Below are 19,658 nucleotides of genomic sequence, written 5' to 3' on the forward strand. Positions count from 1 at the left end.
CTAATCAGTGAATACATCGCACGCAGGCGATGACAACAGGTTCAGTTTGCCGCAACCGTCAGGCCGCCGCCACTTTTTGATTGAGTGTGGCTAACAGTGACTCGATATGTTCAAACCGCTGGTCGATTTTTTCCATATCGAGTTCAAAACGTAACGTATCCGAACCGTCCAGACGGTAGTGTTTTGGTGAGCTTTGAATAAGCGTGACCAGTGTGTAGGGGTCCACCTGGGTATGCTGGTCAAAGATGATTCGACCGCGCTTCTCACCTGCCTCTAACCGCTTGATACCAAGCTGCTCGGCTCGCTGGCGTAGTCGCGTTTGGCGTATCAGGTGCTTCAGCGGTGCTGGCAATAAGCCAAAGCGGTCAATCAGTTCCACCTGCAGTTCTTTAAGCTCCGCGTCGCTTTGGGTGTTAGCAATGCGTTTGTACATGACGAGCCGCTGCTGGACGTCGTGAATGTAGTCGTCGGGAATCAGTGCAGGCAGGTTAAGGCTGATTTCAACGCCGCTATCGAAGGGCGCATCGATATTCGGCGTCTTGCCGGCACGAATGGCTTTCACGGCACGATCAAGCATTTCCATATAAAGGGTATAGCCGATGGTTTCCATTTGGCCACTCTGCTCATCACCGAGCAGTTCCCCCGCGCCGCGGATTTCCATGTCGTGGCTCGCCAAGGTGAAACCAGCGCCCAGGTCATCCGAGGCACTAATCGCCTCGAGACGCTTGACGGCGTCCCGGGTCATGGCCTTGGGCGTCGGGGTGAGCAGGTAAGCATACGCCTGGTGGTGGCTGCGGCCCACACGTCCGCGCAGTTGATGCAGTTGTGCCAGGCCAAACTTGTCGGCCCGCTCGATGATAATGGTATTGGCGCTGGGTACGTCGATGCCGGTTTCAATGATGGTCGAGCAGACAAGCACGTTGAAGCGGCGGTGGTAGAAATCGGACATGACCCGTTCGAGGTTTCGCTCCGGGAGCTGGCCATGGGCGACGGCGACCCGGGCCTCAGGAATCAACGAGCGAATACGCTCGGCCGTATTCTCAATGGTCTTGACTTCGTTGTGCAGAAAGTAGACCTGGCCACCACGCAGAATCTCGCGCAACAGCGCCTCTTTGATAACACCGTCCTGATGCTGCTGAACAAAGGTTTTGACCGATAGCCGACGGGGCGGCGGTGTCGCGATGATCGACAGATCGCGAATACCGCTCATCGCCATGTTAAGCGTCCGGGGAATGGGCGTGGCCGTCAATGTCAGGATATCGATCTGGGCGCGCAGGGTTTTGAGCTTTTCCTTCTGGGCGACGCCAAAGCGGTGCTCCTCGTCTATGATCAACAGGCCCATCTTGGGCAGTTCAACGCTATTGCCGAGAAGCTTGTGGGTGCCAATCACGATATCGGTCTGGCCGTTCTTGATATCGTCCAGCGTCTTTTTCATCTCCTTGCCATGGGTAAAGCGCGAGATGAGGCCGATATTGACCGCAGTGTCGGCAAACCGGTCCCGGAAGTTCTCAAAATGCTGGCGGGCCAGCAGAGTGGTGGGAACCAGTACCACAACCTGACGGCCCGACTGAACCGCCAGAAAGGCGGCGCGCATGGCGACTTCGGTCTTGCCGAAGCCCACGTCCCCGCAGACCACTCGATCCATGGGTTGGGGCGATGTCATGTCGTCGATGACGGCTTCAATGGCGGCTTGTTGGTCGGCGGTTTCTTCAAAGGGAAAGCTCCCCGCGAAACGCGCGTAGTCATCGCTCGGTGCTTCATATACAACGCCCTGCTGCGCTTCTCGACGGGCATAGATATCCAGCAGTTCAGCGGCGGTGTCGCGAATTTTCTCGGCGGCTTTCTTGCGAGCTTTTTCCCACTGATCCGAGCCCAGCTTGTGCAATGGGGCCAGCTCATCGTCAGCACCACTGTAGCGCGAGATCAGATGGAGGCTATCCACCGGCACATAGAGCTTGGCACCGTCGGCATACTCCAATGCCAGGAACTCATTGGCCTGACCGCCTGCCTCAAGCGCTTCCAGGCCGATGTAGCGGCCTACGCCATGGGCCTGGTGGACCACCGGCGCGCCTTTGCGCAGTTCTGAGAGGTGGCGAACGGCAAATTCATTATCGTCGGTGGCCTTTTCACGGCGCCGGCTCTGGCGAACCACATCGCCGAACAGCTCTGTCTCGCTGATGACGGCGAGCGGCGGGTCGGTCAGCCAGAGCCCGCTGTCAATCAGGCCCTCCGTAATGGCGAGGCGCTGGTCACCGGCGAGGAAGTCCTGAAACCCATCGACGTGAGGCAGTTTCAGCGACAGTGGTGCCAGTACGTCTTCAAGGGCCTCGCGTCGTCCGCGTGACTCGGCAACCAGCAGCACACGGGAATCGGTCTCGCGTTCGAGGAAATCGGCAAAGTCGTTCAGCGGCCGTTTGGCCCGGGAGTCGATCGCCACCGTGGGCAGTGACTTGGCTTCGGGCGCCAGGGCGTGGCGCTGTTCAGGATCGTCACTCAGTTCAACCCGCGGGCGCTGCTTGATGGCCGCAAATACATCGCTGACCGGAAAGAACGCGCGGTGTGGCGTCAGCAGCGGTCGTGTAGGGTCGACTCCCAGATTGGCGTAGCGGCTTTCGATTGACTGCCAGTGCTGTTCGGCCGCCGCATAGACGCCCGGCAGCATGGCGACCCGGGTATCCTGGGTCAAGTGGTCAAACAGCGACGCCGTCTCCTCAAAAAACAGGGGGAGGTAGTGTTCCAGCCCCGGCGACGGAATGCCTTTGAGCGCATCGTTATACAGCGGGCATTGGCGCGGATCGACATCAAACAGGGTCTCGAAAAATTCGCGGAAGCAGGCGATCGATGAGCGGCTCAGTGAGTATTCATGGGCCGGCAGCAATTCGATCCTGTCGAGCTTGTCGGTGGAGCGTTGGTTGCCCGGGTCAAAATGACGCAGGGTATCGATCTCATCGTCGAACAGGTCAATCCGGATGGGGGCGTCCATCCCCATGGCGAACAGGTCGATCAAGGCCCCGCGCATGGCGTATTCGCCCGGTTCATAAACGGTTTCCACGGCCCGGTAACCCGCTCGTGAGAGTGCTTCGCGAAACGGCTCACGATCGAGTTTGTCGCCGACATTTAGCGTCAGGACGCGCCCGGCGATGTAATCCACCGGCGGTAAGCGCTGCATCAGCGTATTGATCGGTACCAGAACAAGTCCGCGTACCCCGTCCTGAAGCTGGCGCAGCGTGCGCAGGCGCGCGGAGACGATATCCTGATGGGGTGAAAAACTGTCATAGGGTAGCGTTTCCCAGTCAGGGAAGGGCAATACCGGGACATCACTATAAAACGACAGATCCTGCTCGAGGCGTTGGGCGCTGGCGGTATTTGGCGTGATCACCAATAGAGGAGCGTTGGCGGCCAGACGTGCCAGTGCAAGCGCCGACGCGCTCCCGGGGGGCGATGTCCAATAAAGTGTATCGCGCGCGCCCTCGGGTTGGGGCGGAGCAAGTAGAGAAAACGTGGGCATAATAAAGATGTCGTTCTGCGCTGAAACGGAACCTAGATCATACACGATCAAGGCTTTCAGGCAGAAGCAGCCCGCTTGTAGTCAAACCGCTGTTTATGTAATCCCCCTACATCGTCTGCGACTATCCAGGCATTGCGGCCCATTCAACGGCTACGGATAATACCCATGAAAATTATTCATTACTTAATGAGGCCGCACGTGAGTCAGCAAACGCTCGATAACGTTTTTCAGGAATGGCAAAGCAACGAAGCTCTGGCGGAGCAGATGATCCCTTTGGTTGGCCGTCTGTACCGTCAGCACAATGTTGTGGCGACCATGTATGGGCGTTCGTTGATCAATCAGTCGGTCATCCGCATCCTCAAGGACCATCGTTTTGTTCGCAAAATCGAAGGGACTGAGCTGTCGGTCGAAGATACCTTCCCGATTGTCAAAGCGCTGTGCGAGCTGAACCTTGGGCCTGCCCACGTGGATGTCGGCAAGCTGGCCGTGATGCTGAAGCGGCAGGGTGGTGGCGATGTCGAGACCTTCCTGCGCAAGGAGCTGCACCAGATCGTTGACGGCTACCAGCCGGGTGCCAGCAAGGGTGAGCCCAAAGACGTTGTGCTTTACGGGTTTGGTCGTATCGGACGTTTACTGGCGCGTGTCCTGATCGAAAAAGCCGGCGGCGGCAACCTGCTGCAGCTGCGGGCGATCGTCGTGCGCGGGCGTGGTGATGTCGCGAAGGATCTGGAGAAGCGTGCCAGTCTGTTACGCCGTGATTCGGTTCACGGGCCTTTTGAAGGCACCATTGCCGTTGATGCCGAGGCGCGCACCCTGACGGTCAACGGTAACGTGGTGCAAGTCATCTATGCCGATAACCCAAGCGATATCGACTATACGGATTACGGCATCAACAACGCGGTGATCGTCGACAACACAGGGATATGGCGTGACGAGGCAGGCCTGGGTCAACATGTCGCATGCCAAGGCGCTTCCAAGACGCTGCTGACGGCGCCGGGCAAAGGCGATATCAAGAATATTGTCTATGGCATCAACCATGAGTCGATTACCGAGCAGGACCGTATCGTATCGGCGGCCTCGTGTACGACCAATGCCATCGTGCCGGTGCTCAAGGCGCTCAACGACGAATATGGTGTCGTTAATGGCCACGTGGAGACCGTTCATGCCTACACCAACGATCAGAACCTGATTGATAACTATCACAAAGGGGACCGTCGCGGGCGCAGTGCCGCCCTCAATATGGTGTTGACCGAAACCGGCGCGGCCAAGGCGGCGGCAAAAGCATTGCCGGAGCTTGAAGGCAAGCTGACGGGTAATGCGATCCGCGTGCCCATCCCCAATGTGTCCATGGCGATCCTGAACCTGACGCTCGACAAGACAACGGATGTCGATGCGCTTAACGACTATCTGCGCCGTATGTCGATTGACTCGGCCTATCAGAAACAAATCGACTTCGTTGATTCTCCGGAAGTGGTCTCATCCGATTTTGTGGGCAACCGACACGCCGGGATTGTGGATGCCAAAGCCACTATTGCCAACGGTCATCATGCCGTCGTCTATGTATGGTACGACAACGAATTCGGCTATAGCTGCCAGGTGATCCGTATTCTTCAGCAGATGTCGAACGTCAGCTTTCTCAAGCTACCTCAGCAAGCCAGTTAGTCTGTCTGTTTTGATTGATAATCATTAATCGAAAAACGCCACCATCAGGTGGCGTTTTTGTAGGCGAATGGAATAAAAAATCTTGAAATGAGGGCGTCTATAGCACTTTAGGCGACCCCAGTTGATGTAGTCATTAGGCCCGGTTGTCTTTATAATACGATAGATTTTTCGGGGTGGTTCAAGTGCTACTTGAGCCTGACTGGTAACAATCTGAACAGATAACAAAAATTCACTGAGCAGAAAATAAGCATTCGAACCCCTTACCTTCGTATATCCGATCCATCAACTGGGCGAGACTATGATCGAAGTCAAAAAAGGCCTGGATCTCCCCATCACGGGAGCGCCCGAGCAGCGTATTGAAGATGCGCGTCCTGTGCGCCACGTGGCAATCCTGGGTACTGACTACGTTGGCATGAAGCCGACAATGGAAGTTCAGGAAGGGGATAAGGTCAAACTGGGCCAACTGCTCTTCACCGACAAGAAAATTGATGGCGTGCGCTTCACCGCACCCGCCTCCGGTGAAGTGGTCGCAATAAACCGTGGCGAAAAGCGTCGTCTATTATCTGTCGTGATCAAAGTCGACGAGCAGGAAGAGGCGGTGAGCTTTGCTTCTCATGAACGTGCCTCGTTAGGTCAGCTCGATCGTCAGGTCGTGGTTGACCAGCTGGTAGAGTCCGGGCTCTGGACCGCGTTACGCACGCGTCCCTTCTCGCGGACACCGGTGATCGACAGCACGCCTGCCGATATTTTTGTTACTGCAGTGGATACCCATCCACTCAGCGCTGATCCGGCGTTGATCATCAACGAGAACACACAAGCATTTGAAGACGGCCTCAAGGTGCTAACCCGCCTGACCGAGGGCAACGTTTTTCTGTGCAAGGGCGCCAACGCCTCTGTTCCCGGCGATGATGTCGAGGGTGTTACCACCGAAAGCTTTGCAGGGCCACATCCCGCCGGCCTGGTAGGGACGCATATTCATCACCTGTCACCGGTCGCCCTGCATAAAAAGGTATGGCACATTGGTTATCAGGACGTCATTGCGTTTGGCAAATTGTTTGCCGAAGGTAAACTCGATGTAAGCCGCGTGGTCGCGATTGGCGGTCCGCGTGCCGAGAATCCGCGTTTGGTGCGTACCCGTGTGGGAGCCAGCACTGAGGAACTCCTGGACGGGAATGTCATCCAACCGGAAGACACCCGCGTTATTTCAGGATCAGTCTTCTCGGGCTTTGCCGCTGAAGGAAAGCTGACCTATCTGGGACGTTTCGACAATCAAATCAGTTTGCTTGAAGAGGGCAACAAGCGCTCTTTCATGGGCTGGTTGTCGCCAGGCGCTAACCGCCATTCCGTACTGGGTATTTATCTTTCCAAGATTAAGGGCCTGAGCAACTACGCCCCCACAACATCGACTAATGGGTCCGAGCGTGCCATGGTGCCAATCGGCGTCTATGAAACCGTGATGCCGCTGGACATTATGCCGACGCAGCTGTTGCGTTCGCTGATCGTGGGCGACATTGAGGTTGCCATGCAATTGGGGTGTCTGGAGCTGGACGAAGAGGACCTTGCCCTGTGTACCTATGTTTGCCCCGGCAAATACGAGTACGGTCCCATTCTGCGTGACAATCTCACCATGATCGAGAAAGAGGCCTGATGATGGGTATTCGACAAACACTCGATAACATCGAGCCGCACTTCCATAAAGGTGGTAAGTACGAGAAGTTTTACCCGCTTTATGAAGCCGTAGATACGATTTTCTACTCACCCCCCAGCGTGGCCAAAACCACCGCCCATGTGCGCGATGGCATCGACCTAAAGCGCATCATGATCACCGTCTGGATGTGTACCTTCCCGGCGATGTTCTTTGGCATGTGGAACGCGGGCTGGCAGGCCAATACAGCCATCGAGGCAGGCTATGCATCGATGGACGGCTGGCGCGAAGCCATCATGATGACCCTGGCAGGTGGACACGATCCAAGCAGCCTATGGGCCAACTTCGTGTTGGGGGCAACCTACTTCCTGCCCATCTACCTGGTGACCTTCGCCGTCGGTGGTTTCTGGGAAGTACTCTTTGCCATCAAGCGTGGTCACGAGGTCAATGAAGGCTTCTTCGTGACATCCGTGCTGTTCGCCCTGATCCTGCCGGCGACAATTCCGCTCTGGCAGGTGGCGTTGGGTATCACCTTTGGCGTGGTCATCGGCAAGGAGATTTTCGGGGGTACCGGGAAAAACTTCCTGAATCCCGCGCTGACCGGACGGGCATTTCTGTATTTTGCTTATCCGGCGCAAATTTCCGGCGATTCTGTCTGGGTAGCAGCCGACGGCTACACAGGTGCTACGGCGCTGTCACTGGCTTTCCAGGAAGGCATGGGCTCGCTGACCGACACCTTCAGCTGGTGGGACGCTTTCCTCGGCTTTGTCCCGGGCTCGGTAGGTGAGGTATCCACCCTGGCGATCTTTATTGGCGCCGCCGTCTTGCTCTGGACCGGGATTGCCAGTTGGCGAATCATGCTGGGCGTCTTGCTGGGCATGGTCATCACCAGCACGCTGTTCAACCTGATGGGGTCTGACACCAATCCAATGTTTGCGATGCCGTGGTACTGGCACCTGGTGATTGGCGGCTTCGCCTTTGGCATGGTGTTCATGGCGACGGACCCGGTGTCTGCCTCCATGACCAACCAGGGCCGCCTGGTGTTCGGCGCCTTGATCGGCGTGATGACGGTGCTGATCCGCGTGGTGAACCCGGCTTTCCCGGAAGGCATCATGCTGGCGATTCTGTTTGCCAACCTGTTTGCCCCGTTGATTGACCATTTCTTTGTCCAGGCCAATATCAAGCGTCGCGTCAAGCGCACGGGCGTACCGGCCGAGGAGACTGCCTAATGGCACAAGGTAATAACTCCATCAAGAAAGTTCTGATAGTGGCGTTTGCACTGTGTATTGTGTGCTCCGTCATTGTCTCGACGGCGGCGGTGGCATTACGCCCCGCCCAGCAGTTGAACCAGGAACTGGACCGTAAGACCAACATCCTTAACGTGGCCAAGCTTTACGAGCCAGGCATGGACGTTGAAGAAACATTCAACGAGCAGATTACGGCCCGTGTCGTTGACATGGAATCCGGTGATTACACCGATGAGTTCGACCCGGAGACCTTCAATAACTTTGAAGCCGCCCGGGATCCGGCCACTGGTCGCACGTTGTCTGGTGAAAAAGACATTGCGGGTCTAAGCCGGGTAGAAAATTACTCTACGGTGTACCTGATTGGTGATGAAAACGATCCAGAGCAGATTGTGCTGCCGATTCGTGGCCAGGGCCTATGGGGCCTCATGCGTGGCTTCATCTCCGTAGAGGGTGACGGCAATACCATTGTCAGTATCACCTACTACGAGCACAGTGAAACGCCTGGCCTGGGTGCTGAGGTTAACAACCCGCGCTGGCAGGCTCAGTGGGAAGGTAAAGAGATTTACGACGAAGAGGGCGACCTCTCGCCGGAAATCCACCTGACCAAAGGCGGTGCAAGTAACGAACACGAAGTTGATGCGCTATCCGGCGCTACGCTGACCAGTAACGGCGTGACCAACATGCTGCAATTCTGGTTGAGCGAAGAAGGCTTCGGTCCGTATTTGGCGAAATTCCGTAGCGGTACTGACCCGGAAGACGCCGAAGACACCGATACCAACTTCGAAGACGTTGAGGGGGCCTAATCATGGCGGACGTAAATGCAAAAGGCGTTTTAACAGCGCCGATTTTCAAGAACAACCCCATCGCACTGCAGATATTGGGTATCTGTTCGGCGCTGGCGGTGACGACCAGCATGAGTGTTTCGCTGGTAATGGCGTTGGCGGTTATTTTTGTAACGGCATTTTCCAATCTGTTTGTATCGTTGATCAGGAATCATATTCCGTCTTCAATACGGATCATTGTCCAGATGACCATCATCGCCTCGCTGGTTATCGTGGTGGATCAGGTTCTGAAAGCCTATGCGTATGAAATGTCCAAACAGCTGTCGGTGTTCGTCGGTCTGATCATTACCAACTGCATCGTCATGGGACGTGCAGAAGGCTTTGCGATGTCCAACACGCCCGGCATGTCCTTCCTTGACGGTATCGGTAACGGTCTGGGTTACGGCTTTGTACTGATGGTCGTTGGCTTTTTCCGTGAACTGCTGGGCTCAGGCAGCGTATTTGGCTTCACCGTACTGCCGACCGTTCAGGACGGTGGCTGGTACGTGGGCAACGGCTTGCTGCTGCTTCCGCCTTCTGCATTCTTCATCATCGGCCTGCTGATCTGGGTGCTGCGTTCACTCAATCCTGAGCAGGTTGAGGAGAACGAGTTCAAGATGAAGGAAAATACTCAACCGAAGGAGGCCGTGTAACATGGAACACTATCTAAGCCTTTTTGTTGCGTCGGTCTTCGTTGAAAACATGGCGTTGGCTTTCTTCCTCGGCATGTGTACCTTTTTGGCCGTCTCGAAAAAGGTATCCTCCGCGATCGGCCTGGGTATTGCCGTTATTGTCGTACTGACCGTCACCGTGCCGGTCAACAACCTGGTATACACCTTCCTGCTTCAGGAGGGTGCACTGACCTGGACCGGCATCAATGGTGCTGAAAACATCGACCTTTCGTTCCTCGGACTGCTCAGCTATATCGGGGTTATTGCAGCACTCGTCCAGATCATGGAAATGTTCCTGGATAAGTACGTGCCTACGCTCTATAACGCGCTGGGGGTTTTCCTGCCGCTTATCACGGTGAACTGCGCCATTCTCGGTGGCGTACTGTTCATGGTCGAGCGTAGCTATAACTTTGGTGAGTCGGTGGTCTATGGCTTTGGTGCCGGTACTGGCTGGGCGCTGGCGATCGCTGCCCTGGCAGGCATCCGTGAAAAGCTCAAGTACAGCGATGTACCGGCGGGCTTGCAGGGCCTGGGTATCACCTTTATCACCGTAGGGCTGATGTCGTTGGGCTTTATGTCCTTCTCAGGTATTCAGCTTTAATCGGAGCCGGTTTTCCCGACGGTGCATACGCATCGTCGGGGCAAAGAAAACCCTTCAGCAATAGGAAACCGACATGGTTGATACAGCTGTCATCTTGCTCGGTGTTGTCATGTTTACGGTCATCGTTATCAGCTTAACGGCGATCATTCTGGCAGCGCGAAGCAAGCTTGTGAGTAGTGGGGACGTGACCATTGAGGTCAACGATGACCCTGAACATACCTTGACGACCCAGGCCGGTGGCAAACTACTGAATACCCTGGCCGCCAACGGCATTTTCCTTTCCTCTGCATGTGGCGGCGGTGGTTCCTGCGCCCAGTGCAAGTGCCGTGTAGAGACAGGCGGCGGCTCTATCCTGCCGACCGAAGAATCGCACTTCACCATGCGCGAGAAGAAGGAAGGCTGGCGTCTTTCTTGTCAGGTGCCTGTCAAGCAGGACATGAAGATTGAAGTGCCTGAGGAAGTGTTTGGCGTCAAGAAGTGGGAATGCGAGGTTATCGATAACCCCAACGTTGCCACCTTTATCAAAGAGCTGAACCTGAAGCTGCCGGAAGGCGAAGAAGTTGCCTTCCGCGCCGGTGGCTACGTGCAGTTGGTGGCGCCGCCGTACGATATCAAGTTCTCTGATTTTGATATCGAAGAGGAATACCGTGGTGACTGGGAAAAGTTCAGCTTGTTCGACGTTTCCCACAAGAACAACGAGGAAGTCATTCGTGCATATTCAATGGCGAACTACCCGGATGAGAAGGGTATCCTCAAGTTCAACATCCGTATCGCGACGCCGCCTCCCGGCACCAGCCATCCCCCGGGCTTGATGTCCACCTATGTCTTCAGCTTGAAGCCGGGTGACAAGGTTACCGTGATGGGGCCGTTTGGTGAGTTCTTCGCCAAGGATACCAACGCCGAAATGATCTTTATCGGCGGTGGTGCCGGTATGGCACCGATGCGCAGCCATATCTTCGACCAGCTCAAGCGGTTGAAAACCGATCGTAAAATTTCATTCTGGTACGGTGCGCGCTCATGGCGTGAAACCTTCTACAATGAAGAGTATGATCAACTGGCTGAAGAATTCTCGAACTTCGAATGGCACCTGGCGTTGTCAGACCCGCTGCCGGAAGATAACTGGGAAGGAGCGACGGGCTTCATTCACAATGTGTTGTATGAAAACTATCTGAAGGACCACCCCGCGCCTGAAGATTGTGAGTACTACATGTGTGGGCCGCCCATGATGAACGCCTCTTGCATCAAGCTACTGCTTGATCTGGGGGTTGAGCCGGAAAACATCATGCTGGATGATTTCGGCGGTTAATAGCATGCCCAAGGGCGATTGCGGGGCTGGCCATTGGCTGGCCCCCTTTATTTTCGCGTTGTGGAATATCAGGCACTAACGGGACTTGTTGTTGTCTACTGGTAAGCCCCATCGTGAGAGGAGGTAATTATGGCCATCTGGCTACTGGTTTTCGGATTCATGGCCCTTGTGATGACGGTCATGGCCGTGGGGGTCATCATGGGACGCAAGCCCATTGCGGGTTCCTGTGGCGGCTTGAATCAAATCGGCATGAAAGACGGCTGCGATATCTGCGGCGGTAAAGACAAGGTGTGCGAGGAAGAGAACCGTAAACGCGGTAGCGCACGTCGTCGTAGCGACGAAAGCCGTGGCGCCGATCTAGGCTATAACGCTTCTCGTCGTTAATTCCCGTCAAACAAGATTGATGATTTCTCCAAGACGCCGTGGCTTAGCCACGGCGTTTTCAGTGTGCGCCAGGCATGGCGCGCAGCGCCTTAACTGGCGCTGTTCCTGGGGGTGGTGCCTCAGGATGACTTGGGGGTGAAAGTCCCCTGCACGCCCGGCAAGGGGAAGTGCTAGCCGACGGCAAGGGTGTCTCCCGCGAGGGGGAATCTGAAGGCAGCCTGAGGCAAAACGCTGGCCTGACGAATAGGAAGCGGATACGAGGCGTTATGGCGGGGTGAGGTGGCACTAATCACTAAAGCCCGATACTTGCACGGAACGTCATGACGTAAATCCGACAGGCATAAGCGGGAAGGTCGCGCGTCTTACCCTGGGAGGTCTGGTGGTCTGCCATGGTGCTACCGGCGTCGAGAGGCGACGGGATGGACCACCAGACGTCAGCAGAGGCCATAGTAAGTGCCGGTTCACTCCGGCACCAAGGGCCGAACATGAAGAACCGCGAGTAGGCGATAACGTCTCGAGGATCGATCATGAAGACAGAAACTGACGCTAACACCGTCACTCACCCAGAGGGGCAGGGGCAGTACCCTGAGCCCCAGCCGGTGAGCGTCGAGACGACCCCGGCGTCGCTATCGTGGACGAAAGCGGAGCCAACCTCGCTCATGGAACGGGTCGTTGACCCGGAGAACATGGAGCGAGCTTACCGTAAGGTGGTTGCCAACAAAGGGGCACCGGGTGTCGATGGCATGACAGTGCATCAATTAGCCAACCACCTAAAGCAATACTGGCCAACGCTGCGCGAGCGGCTGCTGGCCGACGAGTATCACCCAAGCCCAATCCGAGCGGCCACGATCCCCAAGCCTAAAGGCGGCGAGCGGCAACTCGGCATTCCTACGGTCACAGACCGACTGATCCAGCAAGCGCTGCTGCAGGTGCTCATGCCTATCTTCGACCCGATGTTCTCCGAGTCGAGTTACGGCTACCGCCCCAAACGCAACGCCAAGCAGGCCGTCTCGTCCATGAAGGCCCACGTTACCGCCGGCCACCGCTGGGTGGTCGATCTCGACCTGGAAGCCTTCTTCGACCGAGTGAACCACGACCTGCTGATGGCACGGGTGGCGCGACGCGTTGACGACAAATGCGTGCTGCGCCTGATCCGCCGCTACCTGGAGGCAGGCATATTCCAGCACGGCCTGCCCACACCGAGACGCCAAGGAGCGCCTCAAGGTGGGCCCCTCAGCCCGCTGCTGGCGAACATCCTGCTGGACGATCTGGACAAGGAGCTGGAACGCCGAGGCCACCGCTTCTGTCGCTACGCCGATGACGTTCAGGTGTACGTCAAAAGTCGACGAGCAGGCGAGCGTGTCATGGACAGCTTGAGTGAGTATCTCGAGAGTTCACTCCGGCTGACGGTCAATCGCCGCAAAAGTGCGGTGGATCGGCCGTGGAAACGCGGCTATCTAGGCTACAGTCTCACTCGGCACAATCAGCCGAAACTGACGCTAGCCAAGACCAGCCTGAAGCGTATGACGCAGCGTGTCCGGGAGATCCTGAAGCGTGGCAGGGGGCGTAACATCCAACGGGTAATCGAAGGGTTGAGGCCAGTCCTACGAGGATGGGCCAACTACTTCAGCCTCGTTGATGTAAAGCGCCCGCTGGAAGCGCTGGATCAATGGATACGCCGCCGCTTACGCGGCCTGCTCTGGCGGCAATGGAAGCGCCCAGCGACCCGGCGGCGGAAACTCCGAGGCCTAGGTCTGGACGCATACCGAGCTTGGAAATCGGCGGGTAATGGGCGAGGCCCCTGGTGGAATGCCGGGGCATCGCACATGAATCAGGCCCTGCCGAGGAAGTGCTTTTATGACCATGGCCTAATCTCGATACTCGATACGGTAGGATGGCTCAAACGTTGTTCATGAACCGCCGTGGTACGGAACCGTATGCCCGGTGGTGTGAGAGGACAGGGGAGGTAACTCCCCTTCCTACTCGATTACCTGCCCAACTGATTTTCCAGTACTTCCTGGGCACGGGCCTGCCAGCTGCCTTCGATGGACGCCGCCTGTCTGAGAGCTTCTCTCGCCGCCTCTGGCTGGTCCCTCTGCAACTGCAGTAGCCCGATATTCAGCCACGCTGCGCCCATTTGCGGATCACGATGAGTGGCTGCCTGGAAGGCGCTGAGCGCGTTGTCCGGCTGCTGGTTGGCGTAATACGCATTCGCCAGGCCAAACTGGCCAATCGCATTGTTGGGGTAACGCTCTGTCATTGCCTGCCAGCTACCCAGTGTGGCTTCGGGGCCATGTGCTTCCTCGTAGGCGCTGATCGCATTGATCGCGTTGCGTGCGGTAATGCCCTCCGGCAGAGTGCCAGGCTTTGCCACTACAAATCCCCAGCGATCGGTCCGTGCCCAGGTGGCATCAAAGCGGCTGAAAGACAGGGTATGCCGCTCGATTTCGCCACTGCGCAGTATCAGGGTATCGTCATCCAGGTCGTAGCCAATTGCCACCGCGTAATGCCACATGGGAAACGCCGCGAGTGACAGGTTCTGCATGACCAAGACTGGGTCACCGGCGGCCAGGTGCCCCAACAGATCGTCGAAGCTGCCGCGAATGGGATAAGCAAGACGCTCATGGCGACGCACAGTGGCCAGCATTTCCGGCTGGACGCTACCTTCGCGGTCAGGAATAAATACCTGGGGTATCAGCGTCTCGACGTCGGTATCGACCCCCTGGTGATTCAGTACCATGGCCAGCGCTGCCGGGCCGCACTGGTACTCGGTCTGGGCGTAAAAGGGAACGTCGCTGATCTCGCTTTGGCGGGGCAGGCGCTGCTCAGTCCTATCGCGTAGCTGCGGGGCGCTTGCGCAAGCCGTGAGTAACAGCATCAAGACGAAAACGCCCGCGAGGCGGGCGTTTTGAAAGCAATACATAGCGTTCATGAAGATAGGCTTCATGGGTTAGCGCGTAAACGGATAAACATCGGTCAGGCCAAGAATGTCAGTGACCAATAGAATAATAAAGACCGCGAACAGCGCGCCAACGACACCGGCGCCAGCTGGCAGCTCTTCCAGTTGGGTGGCCATTTGCTGGGCTTCAGCATCGCTCAAAGCGGCAACACGCATTTCCACCTCGTCCAGGTCAACGCCTTGTTTGACAAGTGCGTCCTGGATGTCGGCGCGGTTAAGTAGCTGATGGATCCGCTCACGGTCCGCCTGGGCACTATCGTTGGCGAGAACGGACTGTGTGCTGACAAGGTCCGTTGAGGAAGAAGCCGGTGCCGCCGCAACGGGCAGGCTGGTAATGACCAGGGCGGCAATAAGCAGCGTCGATAGATAGGCACGTATTTTTTTCATCGTCTTGATCCTTAGACATATTTATAGGGATGGGCCAAGCACAAACGGATTGAAACATGAGTATAGGAAGAATTCATCCTTTTTTTAAGCGGGGTACACGCTTTGGTACCGAGAATTCACGGTTATTGCTTATTCGGTCAATAGTGCTTGAATGCAGGAAGCCGGAAAAGCCTAAAAGCTGGGGGCAACGCGGTACGTCCAGGCCGATTCAGCCAGTAACCCGCGCCCACCGGCCATGGTCATCGCCAGGTCGTGCAATCCGGGCCATAACGGCACCGGTGACGCCCCTTTAACGGCGAGATCCAGTCGTTGGGCCATCAACAGCAGCTTATGTAAGCGCTTCATGGGTAGCCGCTGAGTGGCTTTTTGATAGCCCGGGCGGCGCTTGTCGAAAATCATCGGCTTTTGAGCCTTACAGGCGTGCTCAAAGCTCTGTCCCTGGTCCATGTGTTGATGCAGCGACAGCAGCGTACGTAGCTCGCGGGTTAGCGCCCAGAGGACGATAGGCGCTTCCACGCCCTCACTACGCAACCCGGTGATAATCCGCGAGACGCGGCTGGGTTCGCCTTTCAAACAGGCGTCGGCCAGGGTGAAAACATCAAAGCGGGTGCTGTCTTCCACGCCCTGGGCAATGCTTTCCGCACTAAGCCGGGTACCCTGGGGGTGAATGAGGGCCAGTTTCTGCATCGCCTGATCAGCCGCCAGCAGATTGCCTTCGGTACGTTCACCCAGCAGGCGAGCGGCGTCCAGGTCGATCTGCAAGCCGTGAAGTGAGGCACGGTCGCGCAGAAAGTAACCCAGCCGCGAGACATCAACCGGCCATACCGGGACAAACAGACCATGCTTATCGAGCGCCTTGAACCAGGCACTTTTTTGCTGCTTGGCATCAAGCTTGCCCATACTGATCAACAGCAGGTCATCGTTATTGTCCAGATGCTGGGCGTATTCGGCCAACGCCTTACTACCTTCCTGCCCCAGCTTGTGCTGGCCCAAACGCAGTTCAAGCAGCTTGTTGGTGGCGAACAGCGACAGGTTGCTGGCCACTTCAAGCAGCCGCCCCCAGGCAAAGTTGGGCTCGACATCCAGGACTTCGCGCTCCTCGATACCCGCCTGGCGGGCCGCGGCTCTTACAGCATCGCAGGCATCGCGGTGCTGAAGCGGCTCATCGCCGGCCACAATCACGACCTTGGGCAGCGACTTGGCCAGGGCGGCGGGCAGTTGATCGGCAAAGACTTTCACGAGGCGTTATTCAGGGCGCTGAGACGTTCGATAATGCGCTGCGTCAATTCACGATTGAGGCTTTGCTCGGCTTCGCTGAACAGGTCCTCGCGGTTGAGCAGGTCATTATCATTGATGCGAATGCGGGTACTGGTCGACAGCGTCTCACCGTTGAGCAGGTAGGCGTTGTCCTCGCGGCGTTGAACAGACAGCGTAATGTTAAGGGTCAGCTCGTGGTCTCGGCTACCGCGAACTTCGCCGCCCAGGCGCCGTTCGTCCAACGTCGGCGATCCCAGCGTCACGCGCCATTGGCCGCTATCCGTGATGGCAGTGCCTTGCTGCTCCAAACGGTCGATGAGCTGGAGAGCCAGGTCGCTATTGGTATCGCCTTCAAGGGCCAGCGGCGGCAGGCTGGGCATTGAACCCGCACCGCGCAGTCGAAAACCGCACGCGCTGAGGAGCACGGCCGCTGAGGCGGCCATGCTGGTGGCTAAAAAAGTCCGTCGATTCATCCGCTCACCACTATGTTGACCAGCTTGCCCGGTACCACGATGACTTTACGCACCGTCTTGTCTTCCAGGTGACGCTGGACGTTGTCGTTTTCCATTGCCAACTGCTCAATGGCAGCTTTGTCGGCGCTGGCCGGGGCTTCCATACGGGCCCGCAATTTGCCGTTAACCTGGACCACAAGCTCAATGGTATCGCGGGTGAGCGCCGCTTCGTCGACGGCAGGCCAGGGCGTTTCAATCGCCGGGGTCGTATGGCCCAATTGCTGCCACAGGCGATGGCAAAGGTGCGGCGTGATCGGTGCCAGCAGCAATACGCAGGCTTCCAGTGCCTCACGGCTCACCGCAAGCCCCTGGGCGGAGTCGTCATCGAAGCGGGCCAGGGCGTTGGAAAGCTCCATCACCGCGGCAATGGCGGTGTTGAAGGTCGTCCGGCGGCCAATGTCGTCGCTGGCTTTCTTGATGGTTTCATGGGTTTTGCGGCGCAGTGCATTCTGGTCGTCATCCAGCGCGGCCAAGTCCAGTTTGCCCGGCGAACCGGCTTCAAGGTGCTCGTGAACCTGCCGCCACATGCGCTTCAGGAAGCGGTGGGCGCCTTCCACGCCGGAATCCGACCACTCCAGTGACTGTTCGGGGGGCGCGGCAAACATCATGAACAGGCGAACGGTGTCGGCGCCGAACTTGTCGATCATCGACTGCGGGTCAACGCCGTTGTTCTTCGACTTGGACATCTTCTCGATGCCGCCCATTTCCACCGGCTGGCCATCGCTCATCAGTACCGCACTCAGCGGGCGGCCTTTCTCATCGCGCTTGACCTCGACATCGGCAGGGTTGAACCACTCCTTGCCGCCGTTCTCGGTGGTGCGGTAGTAGGTTTCCGCAATCACCATGCCCTGGGTCAGCAGCTGCTGGAAGGGCTCATCGGAATCCACCAGGCCAAAGTCACGCATCAGCTTATGGAAGAAGCGGGCGTAGAGCAGGTGCAGGATGGCGTGCTCGATCCCGCCGATGTAAAGGTCGACCGGCAGCCAGTAGTTGGCGCGCTCATCAAGCATGGCCTCATGGTTGTCGGCGCAGCAGAAGCGCGCGAAATACCACGAAGACTCCATGAAGGTGTCGAAGGTGTCGGTCTCCCGGGTCCAGCCGTCGCCCAGGTCAGAAAACTCGGGCATCTTCTTGAGCGGTGACCCCGAGGCGTCGACGGTGACTTCCATCGGCAGTTCGACCGGCAACTGGTCATCGGTAAGCGGCACGGTCTGGCCTTCAGGGCCGTATTTGACCGGAATCGGCGCACCCCAGTAGCGCTGGCGGGCCACCCCCCAGTCGCGCAGGCGGTAGTTGGTCTTGACCTCGCCGCGGCCCATCTCGGCGAGCTTGGCGGCGATTGCATCAAAGCCGTCCTCAAAGCCCAGCCCGTTGAACTCGCCAGAGTTGATCAGCATACCGTGTTCGGCATACGCGCCCTGGGAAAGGTCGGGTGTGTTGCCGTTTTCATCGGCAATCACCGGCTTGATCTCGATGCCGTACTTGGTGGCGAACTCCCAGTCGCGCTGGTCGTGGGCAGGTACGGCCATGACGGCCCCGGTGCCGAACTCCATCAGCACGAAGTTGGCCACAAAGACGGGCACTTCGTTACCGGTAAGCGGATGAATGGCCTTGAAGCCCGTGGGCAGGCCTTTTTTCTCCTTGGTGGCCATTTCGGCTTCCGAGGTGCCGCCCCGGGCGCACTCCTCGCGGAAGGCCTGCAGCTCGGCATTGCCTTCAGCGGCCTGTTTGGCGAGCGGATGATCGGCGGCAACGGCCATATAGGTAACGCCGAACAGCGTGTCCGGGCGCGTGGTGTACACCGAAAGCGGCTCACCGCTCGAGCCGTCGGGGGCCTTGATGTCAAAAGACAGCTCGACGCCCTGGGACTTGCCGATCCAGTTGCGCTGCATGGTCTTGACCTGCTCGGGCCACTCGACGTTGTCGAGATCCGCCAGCAGCTCATCGGCGTAGTCGGTGATCTTCAAAAACCACAGCGGGATTTCCTTGCGCTCGACCAGCGCGCCGGAACGCCAGCCGCGGCCTTCAATGACCTGCTCGTTGGCCAGAACGGTCTGGTCGACCGGGTCCCAGTTGACCGTGGACATCTTCTTGTACACCAGCCCCTTTTCCACCAGCTTGGTGAAGAACCACTGCTCCCAGCGGTAATAACTGGTATCGCAGGTAGCGAATTCGCGGCTCCAGTCGTAGGCAAAGCCAAGGGCTTTCAACTGGTTGCGCATGTAGTCGATGTTCTGGTACGTCCACTTGGCGGGCGGCACCTGATTTTGAATCGCGGCGTTTTCCGCCGGCATGCCGAACGCATCCCAACCCATGGGCTGCATGACATTCTTGCCCTGCATGCGCTGGAAGCGGGACACCACGTCGCCGATAGTGTAGTTACGCACGTGGCCCATGTGCAGCTTGCCGCTGGGGTAGGGGAACATCGAAAGGCAGTAAAACTTTTCGCGGTTCGCGTCCTCTACCGCTTTAAAGCATTGATGTTGATCCCAATATTGTTGGGCGTCGCGTTCAATTTCACGAGGGCTGTATTGTGCGTCCATCGGTTTATTTAATGCCTTGGCGTATCGCCCAAGTTGGGCGCAAAGTGAATGTTAGATGACGACTGTCAGATTAGTGGCGACGATTGTATCCTATGCAGGTGTATCCTTGAACGGCTAGGCCATGATAGGTCACACCGCGCGTCGACAAAAGGAGA

General features: G+C 57.3%; 16 protein-coding genes. 9 read left to right on the forward strand and 7 right to left on the reverse strand.

Going from position 1 to position 19,658, the window contains the following annotated elements; genetic code table 11:
* Positions 1 to 58: 58 nt before the first annotated feature.
* The gene (gene mfd, locus IT895_RS07985) at positions 59 to 3,508 is read right to left on the reverse strand and encodes a transcription-repair coupling factor (protein WP_199285218.1); all 3,450 of its coding nucleotides are present in this window, start codon (positions 3,506 to 3,508) and stop codon (positions 59 to 61) included.
* A 198-nt stretch (positions 3,509 to 3,706) separates the two neighbouring features.
* On the opposite strand from mfd, the gene IT895_RS07990 reads away from it, so the two are divergent.
* The 8 genes from IT895_RS07990 (at position 3,707) to nqrM (ending at position 11,845) form a co-directional block, all read left to right on the forward strand.
* Complete coding sequence (locus tag IT895_RS07990) at positions 3,707 to 5,170, forward strand: glyceraldehyde-3-phosphate dehydrogenase (RefSeq protein WP_085919287.1); 1,464 nt, start codon at positions 3,707 to 3,709, stop codon at positions 5,168 to 5,170.
* 298 nt (positions 5,171 to 5,468) lie between these two features.
* A complete protein-coding gene (locus tag IT895_RS07995; protein ID WP_199285219.1) occupies positions 5,469 to 6,818 on the forward strand; it encodes a Na(+)-translocating NADH-quinone reductase subunit A in 1,350 nt (449 codons plus the stop codon).
* The gene (locus IT895_RS08000; protein ID WP_085919289.1) at positions 6,818 to 8,044 is read left to right on the forward strand and encodes an NADH:ubiquinone reductase (Na(+)-transporting) subunit B; all 1,227 of its coding nucleotides are present in this window, start codon (positions 6,818 to 6,820) and stop codon (positions 8,042 to 8,044) included. The genes IT895_RS07995 and IT895_RS08000 overlap by 1 nt, the downstream gene beginning before the upstream one ends.
* Positions 8,044 to 8,865, forward strand: coding sequence for a Na(+)-translocating NADH-quinone reductase subunit C (locus IT895_RS08005; RefSeq protein WP_085919290.1), 822 nt, complete (start codon positions 8,044 to 8,046; stop codon positions 8,863 to 8,865). Before IT895_RS08000 ends, IT895_RS08005 begins: the two co-directional genes overlap by 1 nt.
* A 2-nt stretch (positions 8,866 to 8,867) precedes the next feature.
* Positions 8,868 to 9,536, forward strand: coding sequence for an NADH:ubiquinone reductase (Na(+)-transporting) subunit D (locus tag IT895_RS08010; protein WP_085919291.1), 669 nt, complete (start codon positions 8,868 to 8,870; stop codon positions 9,534 to 9,536).
* A gap of 1 nt (position 9,537) precedes the next feature.
* Entirely contained in the window at positions 9,538 to 10,155 is a 618-nt protein-coding gene (gene nqrE / locus IT895_RS08015; protein WP_085919292.1) for an NADH:ubiquinone reductase (Na(+)-transporting) subunit E, read from the forward strand.
* 73 nt (positions 10,156 to 10,228) lie between these two features.
* Positions 10,229 to 11,461 (forward strand): NADH:ubiquinone reductase (Na(+)-transporting) subunit F, encoded by a 1,233-nt coding sequence (gene nqrF, locus IT895_RS08020; RefSeq protein ID WP_085919293.1) that lies wholly within the window; start codon positions 10,229 to 10,231, stop codon positions 11,459 to 11,461.
* Positions 11,462 to 11,590: 129 nt separating this feature from the next.
* Positions 11,591 to 11,845 (forward strand): (Na+)-NQR maturation NqrM, encoded by a 255-nt coding sequence (gene nqrM / locus IT895_RS08025; protein ID WP_066315197.1) that lies wholly within the window; start codon positions 11,591 to 11,593, stop codon positions 11,843 to 11,845.
* Positions 11,846 to 12,137: 292 nt separating this feature from the next.
* On the opposite strand, the gene IT895_RS08030 is transcribed toward nqrM, so the two are convergent.
* Entirely contained in the window at positions 12,138 to 12,374 is a 237-nt protein-coding gene (locus IT895_RS08030; protein WP_199283555.1) for a hypothetical protein, read from the reverse strand.
* Here IT895_RS08030 and ltrA point away from each other — a divergent pair.
* Entirely contained in the window at positions 12,373 to 13,761 is a 1,389-nt protein-coding gene (gene ltrA, locus IT895_RS08035; protein ID WP_199283554.1) for a group II intron reverse transcriptase/maturase, read from the forward strand. The two genes, IT895_RS08030 and ltrA, sit on opposite strands and share 2 nt — an antisense overlap.
* 71 nt (positions 13,762 to 13,832) lie before the next feature.
* Here ltrA and IT895_RS08040 read toward each other — a convergent pair whose 3' ends face one another.
* From IT895_RS08040 to leuS, 5 genes are all read right to left on the reverse strand, one after another.
* The gene (locus tag IT895_RS08040) at positions 13,833 to 14,777 is read right to left on the reverse strand and encodes a PA2778 family cysteine peptidase (protein ID WP_233337399.1); all 945 of its coding nucleotides are present in this window, start codon (positions 14,775 to 14,777) and stop codon (positions 13,833 to 13,835) included.
* A gap of 18 nt (positions 14,778 to 14,795) precedes the next feature.
* Positions 14,796 to 15,191: a PA2779 family protein gene (locus IT895_RS08045; RefSeq protein WP_085919295.1), complete on the reverse strand. Its 396-nt coding sequence runs from the start codon at positions 15,189 to 15,191 to the stop codon at positions 14,796 to 14,798.
* Positions 15,192 to 15,362: 171 nt separating this feature from the next.
* A complete protein-coding gene (holA, locus tag IT895_RS08050; protein WP_085919296.1) occupies positions 15,363 to 16,430 on the reverse strand; it encodes a DNA polymerase III subunit delta in 1,068 nt (355 codons plus the stop codon).
* Positions 16,427 to 16,921: a twin-arginine translocation signal domain-containing protein gene (locus tag IT895_RS08055; protein ID WP_199285220.1), complete on the reverse strand. Its 495-nt coding sequence runs from the start codon at positions 16,919 to 16,921 to the stop codon at positions 16,427 to 16,429. Before IT895_RS08055 ends, holA begins: the two co-directional genes overlap by 4 nt.
* Positions 16,918 to 19,503 carry a leucine--tRNA ligase gene (leuS, locus tag IT895_RS08060; protein WP_199285221.1) on the reverse strand — a complete coding sequence of 862 codons (2,586 nt, stop codon included), beginning with the start codon at positions 19,501 to 19,503 and terminating at the stop codon, positions 16,918 to 16,920. The genes IT895_RS08055 and leuS overlap by 4 nt, the downstream gene beginning before the upstream one ends.
* Positions 19,504 to 19,658 lie beyond the last annotated feature (155 nt).

The sequence above is a fragment of the Halomonas sp. A40-4 genome (assembly GCF_015767635.1).
GTDB lineage: Bacteria > Pseudomonadota > Gammaproteobacteria > Pseudomonadales > Halomonadaceae > Vreelandella > Vreelandella janggokensis.

Bases quoted from the DNA above. Each gene is read 5' to 3' on its own strand.
- mfd (WP_199285218.1), bottom strand. From the start codon at position 3,508: ATGCCCACGTTTTCTCTACTTGCTCCGCCCCAACCCGAGGGCGCGCGC.
- IT895_RS07995 (WP_199285219.1), top strand. From the start codon at position 5,469: ATGATCGAAGTCAAAAAAGGCCTGGATCTCCCCATCACGGGAGCGCCC.
- IT895_RS08000 (WP_085919289.1), top strand. From the start codon at position 6,818: ATGATGGGTATTCGACAAACACTCGATAACATCGAGCCGCACTTCCAT.
- IT895_RS08005 (WP_085919290.1), top strand. From the start codon at position 8,044: ATGGCACAAGGTAATAACTCCATCAAGAAAGTTCTGATAGTGGCGTTT.
- IT895_RS08010 (WP_085919291.1), top strand. From the start codon at position 8,868: ATGGCGGACGTAAATGCAAAAGGCGTTTTAACAGCGCCGATTTTCAAG.
- nqrE (WP_085919292.1), top strand. From the start codon at position 9,538: ATGGAACACTATCTAAGCCTTTTTGTTGCGTCGGTCTTCGTTGAAAAC.
- nqrF (WP_085919293.1), top strand. From the start codon at position 10,229: ATGGTTGATACAGCTGTCATCTTGCTCGGTGTTGTCATGTTTACGGTC.
- nqrM (WP_066315197.1), top strand. From the start codon at position 11,591: ATGGCCATCTGGCTACTGGTTTTCGGATTCATGGCCCTTGTGATGACG.
- ltrA (WP_199283554.1), top strand. From the start codon at position 12,373: ATGAAGACAGAAACTGACGCTAACACCGTCACTCACCCAGAGGGGCAG.
- IT895_RS08030 (WP_199283555.1), bottom strand. From the start codon at position 12,374: ATGATCGATCCTCGAGACGTTATCGCCTACTCGCGGTTCTTCATGTTC.
- IT895_RS08040 (WP_233337399.1), bottom strand. From the start codon at position 14,777: ATGAACGCTATGTATTGCTTTCAAAACGCCCGCCTCGCGGGCGTTTTC.
- IT895_RS08045 (WP_085919295.1), bottom strand. From the start codon at position 15,191: ATGAAAAAAATACGTGCCTATCTATCGACGCTGCTTATTGCCGCCCTG.
- IT895_RS08055 (WP_199285220.1), bottom strand. From the start codon at position 16,921: ATGAATCGACGGACTTTTTTAGCCACCAGCATGGCCGCCTCAGCGGCC.
- leuS (WP_199285221.1), bottom strand. From the start codon at position 19,503: ATGGACGCACAATACAGCCCTCGTGAAATTGAACGCGACGCCCAACAA.